Source organism: Desulfarculus baarsii DSM 2075, from assembly GCF_000143965.1.
In the GTDB taxonomy this organism is placed as follows: Bacteria; Desulfobacterota; Desulfarculia; order Desulfarculales; family Desulfarculaceae; genus Desulfarculus; species Desulfarculus baarsii.
Window position 1 is genome coordinate 2,437,036 of the sequence record NC_014365.1, and the last position, 22,217, is coordinate 2,459,252.

General features: G+C 66.7%; 24 protein-coding genes. 9 read left to right on the forward strand and 15 right to left on the reverse strand.

Translation table 11 applies throughout. The annotated features are described in order from the left end of the window. Positions 1–1,098, forward strand: a complete 1,098-nt coding sequence (locus tag DEBA_RS10950) for a radical SAM protein (protein WP_013259000.1) — start codon at positions 1–3, stop codon at positions 1,096–1,098. 8 nt (positions 1,099–1,106) lie between these two features. Continuing rightward, entirely contained in the window at positions 1,107–2,315 is a 1,209-nt protein-coding gene (locus DEBA_RS10955; protein WP_013259001.1) for an amidohydrolase family protein, read from the forward strand. Positions 2,316–2,329: 14 nt separating this feature from the next. Here DEBA_RS10955 and DEBA_RS10960 read toward each other — a convergent pair whose 3' ends face one another. Genes DEBA_RS10960 through DEBA_RS10975 form a run of 4 tightly spaced genes read right to left on the reverse strand, consistent with a single transcriptional unit; the run spans position 2,330 to position 6,774 of the window. Next, the gene (locus DEBA_RS10960; protein WP_013259002.1) at positions 2,330–2,830 is read right to left on the reverse strand and encodes a hypothetical protein; all 501 of its coding nucleotides are present in this window, start codon (positions 2,828–2,830) and stop codon (positions 2,330–2,332) included. Between the two features lie 4 nt (positions 2,831–2,834). After that, positions 2,835–4,271 carry a dihydrolipoyl dehydrogenase gene (lpdA, locus tag DEBA_RS10965; protein ID WP_013259003.1) on the reverse strand — a complete coding sequence of 479 codons (1,437 nt, stop codon included), beginning with the start codon at positions 4,269–4,271 and terminating at the stop codon, positions 2,835–2,837. A 28-nt stretch (positions 4,272–4,299) separates the two neighbouring features. Beyond that, on the reverse strand, positions 4,300–5,031 hold the full coding sequence (locus tag DEBA_RS10970; RefSeq protein ID WP_013259004.1) for an N-acyl homoserine lactonase family protein: 732 nt from the start codon (positions 5,029–5,031) through the stop codon (positions 4,300–4,302). A gap of 12 nt (positions 5,032–5,043) precedes the next feature. Then, positions 5,044–6,774 carry an FAD-dependent oxidoreductase gene (locus DEBA_RS10975; protein WP_013259005.1) on the reverse strand — a complete coding sequence of 577 codons (1,731 nt, stop codon included), beginning with the start codon at positions 6,772–6,774 and terminating at the stop codon, positions 5,044–5,046. A gap of 245 nt (positions 6,775–7,019) precedes the next feature. On the opposite strand from DEBA_RS10975, the gene DEBA_RS10980 reads away from it, so the two are divergent. From DEBA_RS10980 to DEBA_RS17135, 4 genes are all read left to right on the forward strand, one after another. Beyond that, positions 7,020–7,793, forward strand: a complete 774-nt coding sequence (locus DEBA_RS10980; RefSeq protein WP_013259006.1) for a TatD family hydrolase — start codon at positions 7,020–7,022, stop codon at positions 7,791–7,793. Between the two features lie 2 nt (positions 7,794–7,795). Continuing rightward, positions 7,796–8,398 carry a Maf family protein gene (locus tag DEBA_RS10985; protein WP_013259007.1) on the forward strand — a complete coding sequence of 201 codons (603 nt, stop codon included), beginning with the start codon at positions 7,796–7,798 and terminating at the stop codon, positions 8,396–8,398. Beyond that, a complete protein-coding gene (locus DEBA_RS10990) occupies positions 8,395–9,078 on the forward strand; it encodes a YggS family pyridoxal phosphate-dependent enzyme (RefSeq protein WP_013259008.1) in 684 nt (227 codons plus the stop codon). Before DEBA_RS10985 ends, DEBA_RS10990 begins: the two co-directional genes overlap by 4 nt. A 373-nt stretch (positions 9,079–9,451) precedes the next feature. Further along, positions 9,452–10,255, forward strand: coding sequence for a class I SAM-dependent methyltransferase (locus DEBA_RS17135; protein ID WP_187288546.1), 804 nt, complete (start codon positions 9,452–9,454; stop codon positions 10,253–10,255). A 97-nt stretch (positions 10,256–10,352) separates the two neighbouring features. Here the strand turns inward: DEBA_RS17135 and DEBA_RS11000 are convergent, their stop codons facing one another. The 5 genes from DEBA_RS11000 to DEBA_RS17140 are packed head-to-tail and all read right to left on the reverse strand — an operon-like array spanning position 10,353 to position 14,156. Beyond that, entirely contained in the window at positions 10,353–11,414 is a 1,062-nt protein-coding gene (locus DEBA_RS11000) for a uroporphyrinogen decarboxylase/cobalamine-independent methonine synthase family protein (protein ID WP_013259010.1), read from the reverse strand. Next, entirely contained in the window at positions 11,407–11,967 is a 561-nt protein-coding gene (gene efp / locus DEBA_RS11005) for an elongation factor P (protein WP_013259011.1), read from the reverse strand. The genes DEBA_RS11000 and efp overlap by 8 nt, the downstream gene beginning before the upstream one ends. Positions 11,968–12,010: 43 nt before the next feature. Then, entirely contained in the window at positions 12,011–12,649 is a 639-nt protein-coding gene (locus DEBA_RS11010; RefSeq protein WP_013259012.1) for a tetratricopeptide repeat protein, read from the reverse strand. A gap of 4 nt (positions 12,650–12,653) precedes the next feature. Beyond that, positions 12,654–12,968 carry an FtsB family cell division protein gene (locus tag DEBA_RS11015; RefSeq protein WP_013259013.1) on the reverse strand — a complete coding sequence of 105 codons (315 nt, stop codon included), beginning with the start codon at positions 12,966–12,968 and terminating at the stop codon, positions 12,654–12,656. Positions 12,969–12,989: 21 nt separating this feature from the next. After that, on the reverse strand, positions 12,990–14,156 hold the full coding sequence (locus tag DEBA_RS17140) for an NAD(P)/FAD-dependent oxidoreductase (RefSeq protein ID WP_013259014.1): 1,167 nt from the start codon (positions 14,154–14,156) through the stop codon (positions 12,990–12,992). 108 nt (positions 14,157–14,264) lie between these two features. Between DEBA_RS17140 and DEBA_RS11030 the strand changes: the two genes are divergently transcribed. From DEBA_RS11030 to DEBA_RS18430, 3 genes are all read left to right on the forward strand, one after another. Continuing rightward, a complete protein-coding gene (locus DEBA_RS11030; RefSeq protein WP_013259015.1) occupies positions 14,265–15,536 on the forward strand; it encodes a radical SAM protein in 1,272 nt (423 codons plus the stop codon). A 124-nt stretch (positions 15,537–15,660) separates the two neighbouring features. After that, positions 15,661–15,936 (forward strand): hypothetical protein, encoded by a 276-nt coding sequence (locus DEBA_RS11035; RefSeq protein WP_013259016.1) that lies wholly within the window; start codon positions 15,661–15,663, stop codon positions 15,934–15,936. A gap of 159 nt (positions 15,937–16,095) precedes the next feature. Beyond that, the gene (locus DEBA_RS18430) at positions 16,096–16,266 is read left to right on the forward strand and encodes a hypothetical protein (protein ID WP_013259017.1); all 171 of its coding nucleotides are present in this window, start codon (positions 16,096–16,098) and stop codon (positions 16,264–16,266) included. A gap of 8 nt (positions 16,267–16,274) precedes the next feature. Here the strand turns inward: DEBA_RS18430 and DEBA_RS11040 are convergent, their stop codons facing one another. From DEBA_RS11040 to qrcA, 6 genes are all read right to left on the reverse strand, one after another. Continuing rightward, positions 16,275–16,919 (reverse strand): HAD family hydrolase, encoded by a 645-nt coding sequence (locus DEBA_RS11040; protein WP_013259018.1) that lies wholly within the window; start codon positions 16,917–16,919, stop codon positions 16,275–16,277. 77 nt (positions 16,920–16,996) lie between these two features. After that, entirely contained in the window at positions 16,997–17,188 is a 192-nt protein-coding gene (locus DEBA_RS11045; RefSeq protein ID WP_013259019.1) for a hypothetical protein, read from the reverse strand. Positions 17,189–17,200: 12 nt separating this feature from the next. Further along, a complete protein-coding gene (qrcD, locus tag DEBA_RS11050) occupies positions 17,201–18,433 on the reverse strand; it encodes a menaquinone reductase integral membrane subunit QrcD (protein WP_013259020.1) in 1,233 nt (410 codons plus the stop codon). Positions 18,434–18,471: 38 nt separating this feature from the next. Continuing rightward, positions 18,472–19,341, reverse strand: a complete 870-nt coding sequence (locus tag DEBA_RS11055; protein WP_013259021.1) for a 4Fe-4S dicluster domain-containing protein — start codon at positions 19,339–19,341, stop codon at positions 18,472–18,474. Then, a complete protein-coding gene (gene qrcB, locus DEBA_RS11060) occupies positions 19,334–21,475 on the reverse strand; it encodes a menaquinone reductase molybdopterin-binding-like subunit QrcB (protein WP_013259022.1) in 2,142 nt (713 codons plus the stop codon). Before qrcB ends, DEBA_RS11055 begins: the two co-directional genes overlap by 8 nt. A 26-nt stretch (positions 21,476–21,501) precedes the next feature. Further along, positions 21,502–22,134, reverse strand: coding sequence for a menaquinone reductase multiheme cytochrome c subunit QrcA (qrcA, locus tag DEBA_RS11065; protein ID WP_013259023.1), 633 nt, complete (start codon positions 22,132–22,134; stop codon positions 21,502–21,504). Positions 22,135–22,217: the final 83 nt, after the last annotated feature.

Consider the following 22,217-nt stretch of genomic DNA (forward strand, 5'->3'; position numbering starts at 1 on the left):
GTGGCCCAAGCTCAAAGCAGACTCTCCCTGCTCGACCAGGCCCTGGAGGCGGCCGCCAGCGGCGCGCGCCTGAGCGACGATCAGGCCCTGGCCCTGTTGCTGGAGGCGCCGCCGCACGAACTGGCCGTGCTGGCCCACCGGGCGCGCCTGGCCAAAAATCCGGCGATGATCGTGACATACGCCGTCGATCGCAACATCAACACCACCAATGTCTGCCTCAGCGGCTGCCGCTTCTGCGCCTTTTTCCGGCCGCCGGGCGCGCCGGGCGGCTACGTGCTGAGCCCCGAGGAGATCGACCGCAAGATCGCCGAGACCATCGCCCTGGGCGGCACGCAGATTCTGGTGCAGGGCGGCCTGCACCCGGAAATCGGCGTGGAGGAGACCTGTCGCCAGATCCGGCGGATCAAGAAAAACTTCAACATACATGTCCATGGCTTATCGCCGCCGGAGGTCGTGCACATGGCCGCCGTCGACGGCATGGACATCGACCAGGCCCTGGACCGACTGATCGCCGCCGGCCTGGGCTCGATCCCCGGCGGCGGGGCCGAGATCCTCGTCGATAGCGTGCGGCGACGCATCGCGCCGGGCAAATGCAGCGGCCGCCAATGGCTGGAAGTCATGGCCCGGGCCCACGCCAAGGGCCTGTTCACCACGGCCACGATGATGTTTGGCAGCCTGGACGGCCCGGCCGAGCGCATCGGCCACATGGCCCTGCTGCGCGCCCTGCAAGACCAGAGCCTGGCCCGGGGACGCGGCTGTTTCACGGCCTTCATCCCCTGGACTTTTCAGCCGGCCAACACGGCCCTGGCCCACCTCACGCCGCTGACGGCGGTGGATTATCTGCGCACGCTGGCCGTCAGCCGGCTTTATCTGGATAATTTCGCCCACGTCCAGGCCAGTTGGGTCACCCAGGGGGCCAAGATCGCCCAGTTGGCCCTGCTGCACGGGGCCGACGATCTGGGCTCGACGATGATCGAGGAAAACGTGGTGGCGGCGGCCGGGGCTTGTTTTCGCCTGGACCGCGCGGAAATGATCCGCCTGGCCGACGACTTGGGCTACCAGGCCCGCCAGCGCGACACCCTCTACCGCCTGCTGTGAGCCCGGCGGTGCGCGAGACGCGAAGCCAAGCCTTCACCGCCCGCTGGCTGTGGCCGGGGCCGGGGCGCCCGCGTGAAAACTGGCAAGTCACCCTGCGCGACGGCCGGGTGAGCGCCGTGGGCCCGCGTCGCCTCGGCCAGCCGGCCCAAGACCTGGGCGAGGGCCTGCTGCTGCCCGGCCTGGTCAACGCCCACTGTCACCTGGAGTTGGCCGGTCTGGCCGGTCTGTTGCCGCCCGACGGCGATTTCGTGGGCTGGGTCCAGCGCCTGGTGCGCCTGCGCCCCAGCCAGGATCCGGCCCAGGCCGCGCGGCAAACCGCCGACGCCGCCAGCCGGATGGCCCGTTGCGGCGTGGCCCTGGTGGCCGACATCACCAACACGGGCCTGGCCCGCCAGGCCCTTTTCGCGGCAGGTCTGCACGCCATCAGCCTGTTCGAGGCCTTGGGGCCCAGCAACTGCCAGCCGCCGCCGCCCCAACTCACCTGGCAAGACGGCCGGCTGGCGGCCCAGGGCGTGGCCGCCCACGCACCCTACTCAGTGCCGGGGCCGCGCATCGCCGCGCTCAAGGCCCTGGCCGGTGGGCAGGCATTCAGCATTCATATGGCTGAATCAATTGCCGAAATGGAACTTTTTGCCGGCGATGGCCCGCAAGGCCGCCGCCTGGCCGAATTTTTGTTTGGCCGCGGGGCCGACGTGGCCGGGCTGGGTCTGCTGGCCCGGCGACCGCTGGCCCACCTGCGGGCCCTGGGCGTGCTCGATCGCCGCACGCTCTTGGTCCATGGCGCGCAGCTATCGCCCGACGAGGCCCACGAGTTGGCCGCCGACGGTCCGTCGCTGTGCCTGTGCCCGCGCTCCAACCTGGGCCTGACCAGGACCATGGCCCCCGCGCCGCTACTGTTGGCCGCCGGGGTCAACCTGTGCCTGGGCACCGATTCGCCGGCCTCCACGCCAGACCTTAATTTGTGGAACGAAATGAAAGCCTTGGCCGAGCATTACCCCGGCTTGGCCCCGGACGCGATCCTGGAGATGGCCACCGGCGGGGGGGCCAGGGCCTTGGGCCTGGATCAGCGCTTCGGCCGGCTGGCCGAGGGCATGCACGCGCCGCTCTGCTTCGTGCCGCTGGATAGCCGGCCAGAGTTAAAGCACGTGCTCGAAGCTGTCGTGCTGGCGGCCGGCCCGGCGGCGGCCAGGGCCATCGGCAACGAAAAAATCAGCTAATCAAGCTTGTTATCCTAAAAAACCGGCCTGCCGCCAGACTCCGGCCAGCGCGGCCGCAGGCCCAGCGCCGCGATTTGGCGGGCCATTTGGCCGCCGGCGCGCAAATCTTCGAGCACTTGCTCGAAGCTAAAGCCATCCGCCGCCAGCGTCCCCCGCGCCCGGTCGGCCGCGTCCAACACCGCCAGCCCGCCAGCGGCGTCCGCCAGTAGGCCGCCGCCGGCAAAGCGGCCAGGCCAGGCCTGGGCCATGAACCAATCAGGCCCGGCCGCCCGGCCCAGGGTGATGGCCGCCCGCTGGATGATGTCCTCGGCCATGGCCGTCAGGGCCGGCGAGGGGCTCACCGCGCCCTCGTTGTTCCAACCCACGCACAGGGCCGTGGCCAGGCGGCGACGCAGTTCGGCCGGCGCCAGGCCCAGGCTCAGCCAGGCCATGAGCTTTTGCGCCACGTGGCGCTGGGCCGGGCCCAGATCGCGCTCGGTGTCGATGACCGTGCCGGTCAGGGCCACATAGCGCATGGCCTCAGCCCCTGACCGGCGGCGCGTGCAGGCATTGGCCCAAAACCATCTCGGCCGCCTCCTGCACGCCCTCGGCCAGGGTGGGGTGGGCATGGATGGCGTGGGCCAGGTCGGCGGCCGTGGCCCCCAGGCGCAGAGCCAAGGCGCATTCGTGGATCAGATCGCCGGCGTGGGGGCCGACGATGTGCGCGCCCAGCAGCCGACCGTCTTTTTTGGCGCACAGCAATTTCACATGCCCGGCGATCTGGCCCATGGCCTGGCTCTTGCCCAACTGGCGCATCTGGAAAGTTTGAGCATTCACTTCAAGGCCCTGTTGCATGGCCTGCTCGGCGCTCAGGCCCACCGAGGCCAGCTCGGGGCTGGTGAACACCACCGCCGGCACGACGTCGTAATCCGGCCGTAGCGCCGCGCCCAGGGCATTGGCCGCCGCCGCCCGGCCCTCGGCGCCGGCCATGTGGGCCAGCATGGGCCTGCCCGTCCCCAGGCAATCGCCGATGGCCCAGATGTTTGGCGCGCTGGTGGCCAAGGTCGGCCCGACAGCCACCGCGCCGCGCTGGTCCAACTCCACGCCGACCCGCTCCAGGCCCAGGTCGGCGGCGCACGGCCGCCGGCCCACGGCCACGATGGCCTTTTCGGCCACCAGCGTCTCCGGGCCACGGATGGGCCGCTCGGCCAGGGTCGAGGGCGTCAGACGCAGGACGAGGCCCTCGGGGCCCGCTTCCGCGCCCTGGACCATGGCCCCCAACTTGACGGCCACGCCGCGTTTTTTGCACTCGCGCAGCAAGACCTTGGCGCCATCGCCATCGATGCTTGGCAGGGGCAGCAGCCGGTCGCTGGCCTCGATGATGGTCACTTTCGCGCCCAAGGCGCTGTAAATAAAGGCGAACTCACAGCCGACAACCCCGCCGCCCACCACGGCCAGAGAGGCCGGAACCTGGCCCAGGGCCAGGGCGTCGTTGGCGTCGAGGACGCTTTGACCATCACGGGCCAGGCCAGGCAAGTCCAGCGGCCGCGAGCCGCTGGCGATGATCAACCGGTCGTAATCAACCACGCCAGCGCCGCCCTCGGCCTCCACCGCCAGGCGGCCCGGCCCGGTCAAACGGGCCCGACCGCGCAGCAGATCCACGCCGTGGCTTTGCAAAAGCCGCTCCACCGCTTGGACCAAGTCGGCCACTATCCGGTCCTTGCGGGCCATGGCCGCCGGCAGGTCCACGGCGCAATCGCCGCCACCCGTCACGCCAAATTCGGCCAGACGCCGCGCCGTCTCCAAGGCCTGGGCCGTGGCCCGCAGGGCCTTGGTGGGGATGCAGCCCCAGTTCAGGCAGACCCCGCCCACCGCCTCGGCCTCGATCACCGTCACCGCCGCTCCCAGCTGGGCCGCCCGGATGGCCGCCATGTAGCCGCCGGGCCCCGCGCCGATCACCGCCACTCTGCTCTTCAAGCCGCCCCTCCCCGCCCGCTGGCCGCCATCAGGCGATCGGGCCCTTTTGGCCCGGCCACAGGGCGTGACAGGGGATCAGCAGGTCTATCTGGCCAGACTCCAGCATGGATTTGACCAGGTTGGCCGACTCCCAGGCCTGGATGGCGTCGGTGTGCACGCCGGGGGCCACCGCCGGGCCGGACGGTGGGAAGTTCTTGTCGTTGCAGCAGAATCCGGTGATGAGCGCCTTGCCGGACTGGGCCGTTTGCACCACCACCGACTGCCCGCCCGGCGAATGCCCAGGCGTCGGCAGCACGCTGACCCCCGGGGCCACCTCGGCCGGACCGTCCAGTTCCACGATCGCGCAGCCTTCCAGATAATCGGCGTCGTAGCGGTGGTCCAGCGGGTGCGGGTGGCGGCAAAACTCCAGCTCGGCCCGCTGGACGTAAATCTTGGCGTTGGGGAACATGCCGTCGTTTTCGCAGTGATCGTTGTGCAGATGGGTGTGGATGATGATGTCGATCTCCTCCGGCGTCACGCCCAACCGCGCCAAGCCGTCCTCCAGATACTCCACCCGCAGGCCCAACTCGTCCTCCAGGCCCTCGGGGATCAGGAAATCCTCCAGCCCGCTGTCGATGAGGATCTTTTTGTCGCCGCCCTCCAGGTAAAACACGTAGATCGGGATGTGGATAGCCTTGCCATAATGGCGCAGATAGGTCATCACGCCCTGATCGGTGGCGTTTAGCCCGCAGACGATGGGGTGAATGACATAGGACGACATTGGTCCCTCCGGCTAATTTTCGTCCTTGGGAGCCAGGATCGGCTCGCCCCATTTCTTGACCGCCGCCACGCCGCCGCCAACATTGTAGGTGTTGGTCACGCCAGCGCCGGCCAGTTGACGCATGGCCTCGTAAGACCGCGCGCCCGAGTTGCAGATCAAGAGCACGTCGCGGTCTTGGGGAACCTCGCCCTCGCGGCCGGCAATGGTTTCCTGGGGCAAATGCCGCCATTTAGGGGCCAGTTGCTCCAGATAGGGCCCGGCGTTGTCGATGGCCCGCACGTCGACGATCACACACGAATCGTCGCTCGCCAGGCGCTTGGCGAATTCGTCGATGGCAATCGAACGCAGCCGGCCCTCGATCATGTTTTCGGCAACGTTGGCGGCGGTGTTAAGAATATCCATCGCCGCGCCCAACGGCGGGCTGTAGGCCAGCTCCAGGTTGGACAGATCGGCCAACTCGCCGCCCTTGGCCAACAGCCCGGCCATGGCGTTGACCCGGCCCACCACCGCGTCGCCGTTGTCGCCCAGGGCGCTCAGGCCCAGCAAACGGCGGCTGTTTTTCTCCACCACCAGTTTGACATACATCATGGCCATGTCCGGGTGAAAATGGGCCCGGTCGGCCTGGACCACCAGCGGAGCGACCACATCCAGGCCCATGGCCCGGGCCTCGACCTCGTTGAGGCCGGTGCGGGCGGCCGAAAGGCCAAAGAGCTTGATGCAAAAGCTGCCCAGCACACCGGGGAAGGTGGCCTGGCCACCGCAGACGTTCGTGCCCACCACCCGGCCCATGCGGTTGGCCAGACTGCCGGCGGGCACATAGGCGTCCTTGCCGCTAAGGATGTTCTTGACGCTGACGCAGTCGCCGGCGGCGTAGATGTCGGGATCGGAGGTCTGCATGCGCTCGTTGACCTTGATCCCGCCGCGTTGGGCCAGTTCCAGGCCGGCGGCGCGGGCCAGTTCGTCGTTGGGCCGCACGCCGGTAGCCATGATCACCATGTCCACGGCGATCTCCTGGCCGTCGACGACCACGGCGCGCGCCTTGCCCTCATCGTCGGCCAAAATGCCGCCGACATCGGCGCCCAGATGCAAGCTCACGCCGTCCTGGGCGGCCATGTGGGTTTGCAGCATGCGGGCGATGTCCGGGTCGAGGACGCCGAGCAGGAATTGATCCTGGCGCTCGATGATATGCACCTCCACGCCCCAGAGATCGGCCAGGGCCTCGGCCATCTCCAGACCGGTGGCCCCCGCGCCGATGATCGCCGCCGCGCCGACGCCGCCCTGAGCCACGGCGTGCTTGATGGCCTGGGCGTGGTGCAGGTCGCCCACCGGCCAGACGCCTTGCAGGTTGGCCCCGGCGATGGGCGGCGTGAACGGCCGCGCGCCGGTGGCCAGCACCAGCTTGTCATAGGCCAAATCGTTCTCGTGGCCGCTGGCCAAATCCTTCACGCGCACTTTTTTGGCCGCCCGGTCGATGGCCAGGGCCTCCACGCCGGTTTGCACGTCCACGCCCTTGGCGCCCTTGAAAAATTGCGGATCGCGCACCATGTGGAAGCTGGTGGACAAAAGGCCCTTCAGATCGGCCACGTCGCCGCTGACATAATAGGGAATGCCGCAACCGCCGTAGGAAATATAGTTGTCGCGGTCGAGCATGGTCACATTGGCGTCAGGCTCCAGCCGTTTGATGCGGCAACCGGCCTTGGGCCCGGCGGCCACCGCGCCGATGATCAATACGTTCAGGCTCACTGCAAGGCTCCTTTGCACGGGGCGCGGCCCCGGATGTTGATTGCTCCAGCAACGAAAACCATACTCTTTCATGGCCACTCAGGCAAGCCTTGGCCACGGCTATCTCCCGTCAAAATCAGGCCTATGCCCACGGGCTTGACGCGCGGGCGTTTCCGGCGCTGCAAAACAAGGCCGGTGATGGTATTCTATTGTGTCAAGCCAACGATAGCGCGCATGCAACGACCAGCGCCAGGAGCCAGCCGGTCATGAAAATCGTCGATACCCACGCCCATCTGGATATGCTCAAACACCCCGGCCCGGCGGTGAAAAGGGCCCGCGACGCCGGCGTGGCCCAGGTCGTGGCCGTGGGCATCGACCTGGAGTCGTCGCTGAAGGCGGCCCAGCTTTCCCGCGAGTTGGGCGGCGTGTTCTGCACCGTGGGCATGCACCCCAACAACGCCGCCTACACCGAACGCAGCGTCTGGAGCGAGCTAAAGCGCCTGGCCCTGACCGCCCCGGCCGTGGCCATCGGCGAATGCGGCCTGGATTATTACCGCGACCGCACGCCCAAAGACATCCAGCGCGAGGTCTTTGCCCAGCAGATCGCCCTGGCCACCGACCTGGGCCTGCCCCTGATCGTCCACGACCGCCAGGCCCACGAAGACACCCTGGCCATGCTCAAGGAGCAGCACGCCGGCCGCATCGGCGGGGTGGTGCACTGTTTTTCCGGCGACGCGGCCGTTGCCAAAAAGGTGCTGGACCTGGGCTTTCACATCGGCGTCACCGGCGTGTTGACCTACCCAGCCAACCAGGAGTTGCGCGATCTGGTCAAACTCGTGCCCAGCGACCGCCTGCTCATCGAGACCGACTGTCCCTTTTTGGCCCCCCAGGCCATGCGCGGCAAGCCCAACGAGCCGTCCTATCTGGTCCACACCCTGGCCGAGTTGGCTACTTGCCTGGGCCGCGAACCCGAGGAAGTGGCCGCCGCCACCACCGACGCCGCCCGCCGCTTGTTCGGCCTGCCCGAGCTGGGAGAATAGCCTTGTATCGCCTGACTCCGGGGCTGGAGCTGATCCTGGCCTCGGCCTCGCCGCGCCGTCGCGAGCTACTGGGCCGCATCGGCCTGGAGTTCGCCGTCGCGCCGGCCCACGTCGACGAAACCACGGCCCCCGGTGAAACGGCCCAACAAGCCGCCCAGCGCCTGGCCCAGGCCAAGGCCCTGGCCACGCCGGCCGGGCCGGGCCAAGTCGTCCTGGCCGCCGACACCCTGGTGACCATCGACGGCGTGATCTTGGGCAAGCCCGCCGATCAGGCCCAGGCCGTGGCCATGCTCGAGCGCCTCAACGGCCGCGAGCATCAGGTCGTCACGGGCTTTCACCTGCGTTTGCCCGGCGGCCAGCGCGGCGGCCTGGGGCTGAGTAACGTGCGCTTTCGCCGACTCGCCCCCGCCGAGATCGCCGCCTACGTCCGCTCTGGCGAGCCCATGGGCAAGGCCGGGGCCTACGCCGTGCAGGGCCTGGGCGCGGCGCTGGTCGAGGCGGTCTCGGGCAGCTACACCAACGTGGTGGGCCTGCCCCTGGCTGCGGTGGTCAAGCTGCTGCTGGAGCTGGGGTTGATCGCGCCCAACGCCGAGGAGCGGCCGTGAGCGTGGCCGCAAACCTGGCCTGGGTGCGCCAGCGCATGGACGCGGCCGCACGGCGGGCCGGGCGCGACCCGGCAAGCGTGCGTCTGGTGGCCGTCTCCAAAACCAGGCCGCCCGATGATCTGCGCCAGGCCATGGCCGCCGGCCAGATGATTTTCGGCGAAAACTACGTCCAGGAGTTGCAAGCCAAGGCCGCCGCCATGGGCGCGGGGCCGCGTTGGCACTTCATCGGCGCATTGCAGAGCAACAAGGCCCGATTGGTGGCCCAACTGGCCGAGGTCGTCCACAGCGTGGACAGGCCCAAGCTGGCCGCGGCCCTGGGCCGCCAAGCCCAGGAGTTGGGCAAGGAACTGGGCGTGCTGGTCCAGGTCAGCCTGGCTGGCGAGACCCAGAAAGCGGGCTGCGCCGCCGCCGAGACCCCGGCGCTGTGCCAGATGATCGCCGCCACGCCGGGCCTGCGCCTGCTGGGGCTGATGACCATGCCGCCGTTTTTCGACGAGCCCGAGCGCGCCCGGCCCATCTTCGCCGAGCTGCGCCGCCTGGCCCGACGCCTGGCCGCCGACCTGCCGCCCGGGGCCATGAATGAGCTTTCCATGGGCATGAGCGGCGATTTCGAAGTGGCTATCGAGGAAGGCGCGACCCTGGCGCGGGTGGGAACGGATATTTTTGGTCGACGCGGATAGGCCCCGAAGGCTTGCCAGGCCAATTGGGCCGTGATAGGATGCGCGCCGAGGAACGTGAACCTGCCCCCCGTCGCGCTCCGAGGTTGATGATTGGCGCGAAACGCCGCCCCATAAACAATCAACCCAACAGGCGTGGACACCTCGCCGGCCTGCTTTGCTGAGCGCTCGAACCGTGACCGCGAACGGGCCAAACGCCAAGAAGTCGCGCTTAGCCCGGTTCGTGGCGCCAAAAAAAGCGCGCCGGCAGTTTATTTCGTTTTTCCGCACCACACAGGTGACGACAACGGCCAAGGAGACGCAAGCTGTGCCCAACGATGATTTCACATGGGAAGACATGATTGCCATAAACTCTTTTGCCGACGATGAATTTGAAGTGCTCGCCCCGGTCGGGGAGCATCTGGAAAATCAAAATCTGGTGCGGCACGCCCGCAACAAATTCGCCGACTTCGATCTGGCCATTCAAGCCGACAACTACCCCCTGCCCTGCACCAAGGACAGGGAAAGCTACTATGGCGACCGCCATTTGGCCTATTGGCTCAGCGGCTACGAATCATTGCTTTTTCTGGAAGATGCGGCCAAGCAATATGGCGTGGAGCTGGGCGGCGTTTATGATTTCGGCTGCGCCAGCGGCCGCGTTTTACGCCATTTCGCCGTGCAGCGGCCCGAGACCAAAATCTTCGGCTCGGACATCAACAAAAGGCACATCGATTGGGTGAACAAATATTTGCCCAGCAACATCGTCGCCTTCTGCAACACATCCATACCAACCTTGCCCATGAAAGACGAAGCGGTCGACTTGGTCACGGCCTTTTCCGTTTTCACGCACATCGAGGCCTTCGACATGACCTGGTTGATGGAAATCCACCGCATCCTGCGGCCCGGCGGCCTGGCCTGGGTGACCGTCCACAGCGATCAGACCTGGCTGGATTTCAACGAAAACTGGCCTCTGCACAAAGGCCTGTGCAACCACCCCAAATTCCCCGGCCTGGACAAGCGCCAGCCCATGAGCACCGACAAGCTCATCTTCCGCTGGCACAACAACCGCTCATACACCAGCAACGTCTTCTATCGCACCGAATATATTCACAATGTCTGGGGCAGGCTGTTCGACGTCCGGGAAATCCGTCGGCGTTATCCCATCTACCAAGACGCGGTGATCCTGCAAAAGCGCGCCTGAAGCCACGCGAACCAGCAAAAAAACACGGCGCGGGCCAATCCGAGAGGTTGGTCCGCGCCGTGAATGTTTTGCGGGATGGCCGCCGTTGGCGGCAAAGCTAACGATAGTCGCGCCGGGCCAGGGCCGACACGCCGGCCGTCAGGTCGAGGATGGCCCGGGCCCTGGCCTCGTCCAGCGAGCCCAGGCCGCAAGCCGGCGTGACCATGGCTTGGGCGGCCAGTTGGGCGCGCTCAAAGCCCATGGCCTCCAGTTGGGTCAAAAGATCCCGCGTGTGGGCCCACAGGCCTTCGACGGTCTCGCGGCCGGTGTATTCGCTGGTGGGCACGGCCCCCCAGGCCACGGCTCCGCCGCGTTGGAACAGCGCGCGCAGGGCCTCGGGGTAGAGCAGCAGATGCCGCCCGAAACCGGCCGAATCGAGGTTGAGCACGTCGGCCCCGGCCTCGACCAGCATGGCCCAATCGGTGTTGCCGCAGCAGTGAATGCCGATGACCACCCACGGCGCGCGCTGACGGGCCTCCTCCAGGCAAGCGGCCAGCAGATCGACCACCCGCTGGCGGTTGATCGGCGTGAAGGCGCTGCCGTAGCCCGAAAGGAACGGCTCGTCCAGGAACATCATCACCCGACGGCCCAAGGCGGCCAATTGACCGGCCTGGGCGGCCAGGGCCACGCCCAAGGCGCGGGCCACGGCCTCGGCGCACTCGTCGTCGTAGAGCATGGCCTTGCCGTCATGGCCCAGCACGGCGGCGGCCTGGGTCAGTGGGCCGGTGACGTGGCCCTTGACCCAGGGAAAGGACGCGGTCGGCGCGGCGGCGATAACCCGGCAAAACGGCGCGAAGCCGGCCGCTTGATCGGCGCGCGGGGTAAAGCCGGCCGTATCGCCGCCGAAGAGGCGCTCGTAGAGCCCGGCCAAGGCCTCCTCGCGGCCCAGGCCAGGGTGGGCCTTGGGCTCGCGGCTGGCCAAATCGGCCCCCACCAGAGGCTCCAGGGCCGCGACATATTGCAGATTCATGTCCTCGGCCGGGCCCAGGGCCGGCAGTTGGGGCCAATAGGGCATCTCGGTCAGACGCCCGGTCACGTCGGCCACGGCCGTCAGCGGATCGCGGTGGGGCAGCGAACCGATGCCGGTGGCCATGAAGTTGGGACGAAAGTCCTCAGGCACGCTCGAGATACTCCCCGGTGCGCGTATCGATCTTGAGCACGTCGCCCTCGTCGATGAACAGCGGCACCTGGACAACCAAACCGGTCTCCATGGTCGCGCCCTTGGTCGCGCCGGTGGCGGTGTCGCCCTTGACGCCGGGCTCGGTGTGGGTCACGGTCAGGTTGATGGTGATGGGCAGGTCCACGCCGATGGGCCGGCCGTTGAAAAACAGCACCGTCACGTTGATGTTGGGCAGCATGTAGTTGACGGAGTCACCCAGATAGTCGCCCTCGATGAAGACCTGGTCGTAGGTGTCGTTGTCCATGAAGACGTATTGGCTGCCCTCGAGGTACAAAAACTGCATGTTGCGCTGCTCGAGGTCGGGCTTGTCGACCTTGGCCCCGGAGCGGAAGGTCTGCTCCAAAACCTGGCCGGTCTCCAGGTTCTTGATGCGCGTGCGCACGAATGCGCCGCCCTTGCCTGGCTTGACGTGTTGCGACTCGACGATGACATAGGGTTTGCCATCGATTTCGATCTTGAGCCCCTTGCGGAACTCGGCGGTGCTGATTGGCATATTGCGCTACCTGAAAGTTTGAGTTTTTTGGTGATCGCCGGGCCTAGGCCAACGCCGCCCGCCCCAGCGCCGCCGCGCGCAGCCGCTCCAAGCGCCCGATGACCTTGGCCGAACCAGCGGCGGCCCTGGCGTGGCCAGCCGAGGCCTTGCGCTTGGTTTCGGCCATGCTGGCCTGGGCTTCTGCGTTGGCCGGATCGCGGGCCAAAAGCGTGCGATAGATGTCCTCGGCCTGCTTGGCGTGGCCCTGGGCGGCATAGATGGCGGCCATGGTCGCCGACTCCAACCCGCCCATGCTCGGCAACGACCCCACGCCAGCCGCCATGGCTTCGGCCAGGGCCTTGACGCGGGCCGCCTCTTGGGGACGGCCGGACGCCCGCAGCAAACGGGCCAAGTTGGCGTAGACCGCGGCGTGGCGGCCAAGCTCTTGAGCGGCCATGATCAACTGAGCCAGCGCGCCGTCGGCCTCGCCTAGCTGTTCCAGGACGTCGGCCAGCAACGCCCGGGCTTCGATGTTTTCGGGGTTGACGGCCAGGCCGCGGCCCAGCACGGCGCGCGCCTGGTCCAGGCGGCCATGGTCGCGATAGGCCTTGGCCAGGCGCAACGCCCCATGCGAGCCGGGGTTGTCGGCCACCCACGCCTCCAGAAGCACCAATTCGGCCTGGCTGGACGCTGGCTCGCTCACGAGCTCACTCCTTGACCGCAAGCGCCGGCTTGACCTCGGCGTCTTTGCCTTGATAGACCACCTCGTCGGGGCGCACCACGTCCATCTCGCGACGGGCGGCGCGCTCGACGGCGGCCTGGTCGACGCGCAGGCGTTGGGCCTGCCGCAAGAGGGCGCGGTTGTCGCTATCGAGCTTGTCGTTGATGGCCAGCACCTGGGCAAGCTGCCGCTCGGTGCTGATCATCAGGCCGATCCCGCGATAAAACGCCACCGCGCAGACACAAATGACCGCCACCACAACCAGCGTCCACCACAAGTTGCGGTTCTGCGCAGTCTCCACGATCACCTCCCAGTGATCTTTTCAGCTTGAAGCTAAACTATAATATGACGCGGCGGCATGGTCAAGGCCATGCCGCAGGCCAACCAGCCTTCGCGGCACGACTTTCCATAAATCGCCCGGCCGCGTTTGACCACGCAGAATCCGCCAGCCAAGCTCGATCGCCCCCGGCCGGGCCGCCGCCGCGCGCAGGGCCAGGCGCGGCCAGCCATAGATCAGCCGGCTCAGGCGGCGGGCGTTGTGATGATCGCGCAGTAAAGTTTCCGCCAGCGCCCGCTGGTAACGGCCCAAATCACCCGCCACGATCGCCCGCGCAGCCATGTGGCCGCTGACCACGGCCTGGGCCACGCCCTCGCCCAGGAAAGGATCGGCCAAACCGGCCGCATCGCCCACCACCGCCGCGCGGCCCCGGTAATAGCGCCTGACGCCGCCATCCGGGCAGGGGATCACCGCCCCGCGCAAGCGGCCGGGCTCGCCCAGGCCCAGGCGTCGCAAAAAACGGCCATAGCAACGGCGCAGGCCACCCATGCGGCCCAAAAGCTCGCGGCGGCCGGCCATGCCCAGGTTGAGCGTTTGGCCCCGGCCAAAGGCCCAGCCATAACCGCCCGGCGCGCCGCCCAGCTCCAACAACGCCGTCCCGCCAAGCAGAGGCGCCAGACGCGGCGGCATGGGCCGCTCCTCCACCAGGCCCACGTAGAGCCAGCCGCCGCCGCCCAGGCCCAGGCCACGGGCCACCAGCGAATGCGCGCCGTCGGCGCCGATCAGCCAATCGGCCTCAAAGTCGCCGGCGCTGGTGCGGGCTCGCCAGCCATGGCCGTCGGCTTCGATGGCGCGTAGCTTGGCCGGCAGGACCGCGACCCCGCTTTGCCGCGCCTCCTGGGCCAGCCAACGGTCCAGACGCGGGCGCTCGACAAAATAAACCCCGGCCTCGGAGGTGGGGTAGCGCCCGGCGGGCAGGCCCGGCCCGCTCAGCCAGAGCGTGGCCACGGGGCAATCGCGCAGCCACGGGCAGGGCGACAGAGACTCCACGGCCAGCACGCCGCGTAGCGACAAGCAACCGCCGCAGGGCTTTTCGCGGCCGCCCGAGCCGTCCAGGGCCAGCACCCGGGCCCCGGCCCGGGCCAAGGTCATGGCCGCCGCCGCCCCGCCCGGCCCCAGGCCGGCGACGATGATGTCGTAACGCGCGCTCATGGCCCAGCAAAATAGCAGAAGCGCGCGCCGCCGACAAGCCGTGATGGCGCGGCCCAGGCGGCTGTGGTAAAACCCTCGCAGTTTTTCCCCGCACGCCAGGAGATCGCCATGAGCGCCCCACGTCTGGTCTACGCCGACGCCGAAGGCAAGGTTTTCGACCACCCCGAGTTGGCCATGGCCGGCTCGGCCGCCGGTCGTTGGCAGCCGGTGGAGGCCCAGGACTGCATCCCCCTGCCCGAGGGCAGCGAGTTGTTCCTCTTGCCCGGCCGCCTGCCGGTGGGCGTGGGCGACGACGGCAAGTTCGAAATCGTCGACGAACATCCCGAAAACCCGGACGAAAAGGTCTGCGCCGTGGCCGCCTTCATGGCCCCGGCCCACACCGCCACCCTCTGGGCCGCCTACAAGACCACGCCCGGCGCGCCCAATCTGCCACTTTTCGCCTATGCCGCCGTGGGCTTCATGGAAAACGACTTCGTGGTCACGGGTCTGCGCATCGACCCCCTGCCCCGCCAGGATCCCGGCCGCTTTCCGCCGCCCGAGCGACTGCAAAGCGCGGCCCGCCGCCTGCTGCGCCAATACAAGCAAAACCGCCTGTGGCAACACCTGGGCACCTGCGCCATGACCTACGGTTGCCCAGCGGCCAAAAATCTGGTGCTGGGCCGTTGGGAAGCGCCCCTGCCCACCAGCCCCGTCTGCAACGCCGACTGCGTGGGCTGTCTGTCGTTCCAGCCCGATGGCGTCTTTCCGGTGACCCAGGAGCGCATCAAGTTCACGCCCAGCCCCGAGGAAGTGGCCGAGGTGGCCCTGCACCATTTCCGCAACAAACGCGAGGCCCTGGTCAGCTTCGGCCAGGGTTGCGAGGGCGAGCCGCTCTTGCAGGCCGATCTGCTTTCCAAGGCCATCCGCTTGATTCGCCTCGAAGAACCACTCGGCACCATCAATCTCAACACCAACGGCAGCCGGCCCGATCAGGTCGGCCGCCTGATGACCGACGGCCTCAGCTCCATCCGCGTCTCGGTCAACAGCCTCATCCCCGAGCGCCACGCGGCCTATTACCGGCCCAAGGGCTGGAGTCTGGCCCAGGCCATCGATTCGCTCAAGGCCGTCAAACGGGCCGGCGGTCACGCCTCGCTCAACCTGCTGACCATGCCCGGCCTCACCGATCGCCCCGAGGAAATGGACGCCCTCTGCCAGGTCATCGAGCAAACCAAGCTGGACCTGATCCAGTGGCGCAACATCAACATCGACCCCGAAATATATCTGAAAGCCCTGGGCCTGGGACAGCCCAAGGAGCGCCTGGGCGTGGCCGCGATGATCGACGAGTTGCGGCGGCGCTTTCCCGGGCTCAAGCACGGCTATTTCAACCCTAAAATCGGCTGAAACGCCGGGCCGCGCCAATGGCGAATCCGCTTGCGCCGATTAACCACCAATGTTAGGATAATTACATAACCTCCACGGACGGCACGAAAAAGCCTAGGGATAGGCGCTGATGGAGGAATATCGCATGGCTTTCACCTTCGGAGCCATCGCCCGCGTGGGCGCGCAAAGCGCCATGGCCATTGGCCAGGCCAAGGCCGCCAGCCAAGGGCTGGACGAAGACTCGGGCAACGCCTTGGCCGTCACCAGCATGCTCGACGACGACAACTCCAGCAATCTGGTGGGCAACCTGCTGTCGAGCAACAAAAAGAAAAACAACACCATCGGCGCGCAGAACCAGCAGCAGAATCTCTACCAGGCCAACAAGGACATCCTGGGCGGGCTGTTCAGCTTCAAGGCCTGAAGCGCGGGCGGCGGGCCGGGCGACTATTCGCGCGGCCCCCTTTTAATTGACGAACGGTCGGGTGATTTTTCGTGCGGCCCTCTTTTGTCTGAAGGCGGGTCGGGCGATTTTTCGCACGGCCCTCTTTTGTTTGACGGCGGGCCGTGCTAGGGTTGGCCCATGAAGCAAACGCGTCATTTCATCGTCTGCCCCAAGCGCTCTGGCCAACACCGCATCAGCGTCGAGTTGTGCCCGGCCTGCAAACACGCCCGCCGTTGCCCGGCCTGGGCCAGCTATCGCTGCCCGCCGTTGTTCGCCGGCCTGTTCGACAAACCCCAGCCACAAAAATAGCCGCGGCCTCAGCCCAAACCCAACAGCGGCGGGATCTCGGCCATGGCCTCGGCGTGGGCCCAGGCCCGCAAGGTTCTGTCGCGGAAGGCGACCATGGCCACGCCCGCGTCCAGGCATAACGCCTCGTCCACGCTGGAGTCGCCCACGTAGACCACCTGGCCGCGCGGCAAGGCCAGGCGCTCCAGGGTGTAGTCCATGAAGCGGGCGTCGGGCTTGGCCACGCCGGCGGTGGTGGGGGTGACCACCAGCTCGAAGTAATCGCTGAGGCGCAGCTCGTCCAGGGCCAACCTGGCGCTGGAGATGCGGTTGGTGGCCACGGCCAGGCGAAAACGGCGGCCCAGGGCTTGCAACGTCTCGTGCACGCCGGGAAACAGCTTGAGCCTGGCCACGAAACTTTGAATGTCCAGGTTGCGGCAAAATTCCAGGGCTTTTTTGAACTGGGGCCCCTCGCCGACCAGGGCCCGCAACGCGCCGTGGACGCTCTCGCGGTGGACCACGCCCTTGAGGTGCTCGGGCACCGGCGGGTGACCCAGGCTGGCCATGATGTGGTCGTAAAAGGCGACGTTGTATTCGAACGAATCGAACAACACGCCGTCCAGGTCAAAAATCACCGCGGCCAGACGCGCGAGGTCTGGCGAGGTCGCTTGAGGCATGGGCGGTCTCTCAAAAAAGCGGCGGAGCCCCTGGAGGCCCCGCCGCGGTTTACAGCGATTTCACACAACCTGGGGGCTCAGTGGGCCTCACCGTGGGCGTGGTCGTCGTCGTCGTGTTCGCCATGGACGTGACCCGAGGCCAAGTCCTTGCCGGTCTTGAAAAAGACGCCGGCCAGGGTCAGGCCGATGACGGTCAGCGCGCCATAGAACAGGCCGAAGAAGATGAAGTGCCCGATATCCCAATGCCATTCAAACGCGAAGGGGAACATGGTTTCTCCTCCCTAGCCCTTGGTTAGTTCGGCTTCCTTGGGGAAAATCGGCAGATACCGATACGCCAAGGAATAGACCAGGAAGCCGTAGCCGATGATCAGCAGACCCACGGCCACTTCCGGCCAAGTCGGCATGTAGGCCAAGAATTTCTCGAAGGGCAGCACCGGGATGGCCAAGCTCTGGACGGTGAACACGAAGCGGTTGAGCACCGCGCCGGTGCAGTTGAGCAGCATGGCCAAAAACAGCAGGCCGTAGCTCTGGCGGACCCTGGGCATGAGCAGCATGATCGCCGGCAACACGCCGCAGACGCCGAGTTCGGCCCACAGCAGCCATTCGCCGTATGGCGCCTGGTACATCACGTCCAGGCTGCCGCCGGCCTTGGGCACCAAGACCTTGGCCCAATAGTAGGTGTCGGCCAGCTTGAGGACCATGTAGGCGCTCAGCAGCAGGCCGCTGATCTTGCCCATGAGCATTTTGGTCTTGTGGGGCACCAGCTTGCGGCCGCTGACCTTCTCGGTGATCATCACGCACAGGGTGGTGAACGACGGTCCGGCGGCGATGGCGCTGAGGATGAACAGGAAGAACGTCCAGGGCCAGATCATGAAGCCGTCGCGGTAGTCGAAGGGCCGGGCGTAGAGCACGCCGAACATGCCGCCCAGCGAGCCCTGATGGAAGAAGCTCAGGAACGTGCCCGTGCCGGCGAAGACGATCATGATCCGGTGCAGGTTGTGGGCGAAGGTGCCGATGGCCGGAACCTTGACCATCTGGCGGTTTTCCAGCACCGAAGGCAGCAGTTCGATGATCAGCACGATGGCGTAGGTGGTGATGCAGAACATGACCTCGGTGAGCATGGAGTGCACGTTGGCGTGCCAGAAACCGAACCAACCGCGGATGGGCTGGCCGATGTCGATGCCCAGCATCATGATCGCGCCGGTGTAGCAGATGAAGCCGATGAGCACGGCCACGTTGACGATGTTCTTCAGCTCCTTGATCTTGAGGATATAGCTCAGGAAGCTGGTGAAGAACGCGCCCGCGCCCAAGGCGATCACCGCCAGGTCTACGACGATCCACAGACCAAAGGCGTAGTAGTCGTTCATGCCCGTCTGGTTCAGACCAAAGATCAGGCACATGAACGCGCCGATGGCGAAGAACTGCAAAATCCCGAGGCAGATCAGCACCCAGAAGACAAACAACGCGGGATGCCCACGGGTTACGCCCTTTGGCCAGAATCTGGAATCATACATGGGTAACCTCGCTAACTTTCAAGAAACAACCCGTGGCCCTAGCCCTGCTGGCCGGCCACGGCCCGTTTGAAGTCCTCGTCCGAGACAAAGTTGTCGGCCAAACGACGGACCCACTCACGTTTGGTGGCGTAGAACACCTTGGTGTTGGTGCCCAGCCGCTCCAGCAGCCGGAAAACCATGTGACCGTCTTGCTGATACCTGGCGATGGCCTGCGCGACCTTGTGGTCGGGGTTGAGCAGGTCGCCGAAGATGATGGCCCCCGACGGGCAGGCCTCGGTGCAGGCGGTCTGGTAGTCGGCCTCGGCCATGTCCTCGCCGGTCATGAACGACTTGTTGCGGGCCTGTTGGTAACGATGGAAGCAGAAGGTGCATTTTTCGACGACGCCGCGCATGCGCGGAGACACGAACGGACTGAGGGCGCGTTCGGAGCCCTTGGGCCACGGCACGTCGAACCAGTTGAAGTAACGGGCGTGGTACGGGCAAGCCGCCACGCAGTACCGGCAACCGATGCAGCGGGTGATGATCTGGCTGACGATGCCGGTCTTTTCGTCGTAGTCGGTGGCCGTGGCCGGGCAGACCGAGACGCAGGGCGTGTGGCTTTCGTGGGCGTCGGGGTCTTCGAAGAAGAAGCCGTCCTTGTAGCTGCCGGGCTTGCCGCCCTGGCAGTGCTGACACGGCCGGGGGAAGAAGGCCACCTCGGTGCCCGGGAAGCTCTGGCCGTTGTCGATCTGGTAGACCCGCAGCCAGGTTATGGAACGGACCTTGTCGGTCTCGTCGGCCAGCACGCCGCTGTTGTTTTCGGACATGCAGGCCACCGAGCAGGCCCCGCAGCCGGTGCACTTGTCCACGTCGATGAGCATGCCGAAGCGTTGCTCATCGGTATTGTAGAGCTTTTTCAGATCATACATGGCTCACCCCCCCGATATTTCTCAGAGAGACCCGGGTCAGGCTCCAGTTGGGCAATCCGCTGAGGGGATCGCTCTCGACATTGACCGCGCGGTTGAAGTTGTCGCCCTTGCCGCCGATGAACTCGCCCAAGGCGGTGTGGCCCAGGCCCACCGGCACGAAGACCATGCCCGGTTGCGCGCCGGCGAACAAATGCACCGTGGCGTTGACGCCGCCGTGAGCGCCCATCAGCTCCACGCGGCTACCCTCGGCCAGATGCATCTCCTTGGCAGTCTCGGGGTTGATCTCCACCACCAACTGGTCTTTGTGGGCCAGGGTGGCGTCGGTCAGGATTTTGATCATGTAGGGCGTGATCGGATCGCGGCCCCAGGTGGTGCGCAGCGAGGGGATGGCCTGCATGATCAGGCCGTGGCCATGACCGTGGGCCAGGGCCGCGGGCTCACGCCAATCCAGCCCGGCCAGATTGACGTTGGCCGCGCCGCCGTAGCTGGGTTTGTCCTCGGCCCAGAAGCCTTTGTTCTGGGCCAGTTCCTCGAAGCTGCCCAGGCCCGCCGCGCGGGTCTTGAGGGCCTCGAAGACGCTCTGCTGAGGCAGGGCCTGGGCCATCTGCCCGCCCATGGCCTTGGCCAGGGTCAGGAAGATGTCGCCGGTGGCCTTGGCCAGGGGCTCGCCGTTGATCAGCGGACGATGCAGGCCATAGAAGCCGGTGGCGCAGCCAAACGGCGTGGGGACGTCGCCCCAGCACTCCAGGAAGTGGGCGGCCGGCAAGACCAGGTCGGCCACGGCGGCGCTTTCGTCCAGATAAGGCGTGAGCGCCACCACGAAGGGCGTTTTGCGGGCCAGGCGCTCGACCAAAACGGCCTGGGGGCCGTTGAAGACCGGGTTGCCGCCGGCCAGGATCAAAGCGGCCAGGCTGTAAGGCTTGGCGCGCAGGGCGTTGACGGTGAGTGTATAGGGATCGTGGTCGCCAGCGGCCAGGGCCGGTTGGGTCGGGGTGGGCACGGCCGCGCCCAGGGGGGCCAACGGCAGAGCCTTGCGGGCGACGAGGCCGCCGGGTTTGCCCAGCTTGCCGGCCACGGCGTTGAGGGCCAGGACGGCCAGGAAGTCCTGCATGGCGCCAGGGCCGCCTTCGGGGCCAGGGCCACAGATGGCCACGCCGCTGTTGCTGGCGGCCAAGGCCAGGGCCACTTCCTTGATAGTGGCCGCGTCCACGCCGGTGTGCTCGGCCACGGCCTCGGGGGCGAATTTGGCGTCGGCCAGGCCGCCCGCGCTGACGGCGCTCTTACCGGCGGCGACGATGGCGTGGGCCATGGCCAGGGCCAGCAGGCCCTCGGTTCCGGGCTTGCAGGCCAGCCATTTGTCGGCCTGGCTGGCGGTGACCGAAGCGCGGGTGTCGACCTGGACCAGGGTGGTCTTGCCTTCCTCACGCCACTTGGCGAAGGCCGCGCGCACGGCCACCGGCGAGCCCCAGCCCTCCAGCAACGGCGTGCCGAAGCTGACGACGTAGTCGGAGTTGGCCAGGTCGAAGCCCAGGTTTTCCTCGCCAAAAAGCCGCTTGCCGGCCAGGGCCAGGGTCTGTTGGGCCGTGGGCAGGAAAGCCAGGTTGGGCGAACCATAGGCGGTCATGAAGCGACCGAGGATCTCGGAGGTCACGTCGCCGGAGGCCCCGGCCAGACAGGCCACGCGGTGGGCCTGGCCGCCCTCGGCCAGCTTGCCCAGGCGCTCGGCCAGAAGCTTCAGGGCGTCTTCCCAGCTCAAGCGGGTGAACACGCCGGTCTGGCGATTGCGCAGCATCGGCTGCTGCACGCGGGTCTCGTGATTGTAGAGCAACTGCAAGGCCGAGGCGTCGGCCGGAATCAGGCCTTCGCCCAGCGGGCTGGCCGTGGCGCCTTCCAGGCGGATCAGGCGCTCGCCCTGCATGCGGCCCTGTATGACGCGGGCCTGCAAGACCGTCCCCGTGGAGGGATTGACCGTGCTGGCAAAGGCCAACGCGCCGTCTTCCGGCACCGGAACCCAGTTCCAGTTCTGGGTCCAGATGGCCGTGTCGTCCATCAGTTTCCAAACGAGCGGGCTGAAGTGTATGCCGATCACTCCGCCCACCACGAACTTGACAAAGGATCGTCTATCCAAGGTCATCGGGCTTTCTCCCAGATCCGAACCGCCTACTTGTGGCAGACGAAGCAGGCGTCGCGCACGCCGTTTTCGCGGTGACACGCGGCGCAATCGTCCATCTTCATGCGCTCCGGCGGCCCGCCCAGCCCAAGCAGGCTGCGGCCCCAGATGTCACGGCTGTAGCCGGTGAGGCGGTTGTATTCATAGGGACGGAGGTTGTCGGTTTCGCCGTGCGTGCCGTGGCAGGTGGCGCACTCCAACTCGGCGTTCTTCACGTGGGCCACGTGGGAGAAGAACACGCAGTCGGGCTGACCGGAATAGACATCCCAGGCAATCGGTTTGCCTTTGGCGATGTATTCCTCGGCCAGAATCCTTTCCGCCTCACGGTGCTTGGGGTTTTCGATGTTGTCGCCCATGGCTTCCTCGGAGTGGCACTCTTGGCAGTTGGCCACCGCGGGGATGCCCGTGAACGAACCGTCCTCCCGGAAGGTGTGACAGCTCGCACAGCCGTCGCTCACCTGCTCCATGTGCACTTTGTGCGAAAAGTCCATCGGCTGCGTCTTTTCGGCGTAGAGAATCGTGGGCGTCAGCCAAAAACCGAAGGCCGACGCCAAGACGATCCCCAGGACGAAAAACAGCCAATCCGGGGGGGACTTCTTCTGTCCTTGCTCCTGCTTAGACATAGAAACTTTGCCTCTGTTTGCTTGTTAGGTGACGCTTCAGCCGGAAGCAGTTACACCGCAGCCGTGCCGCTGCATGCGACAGC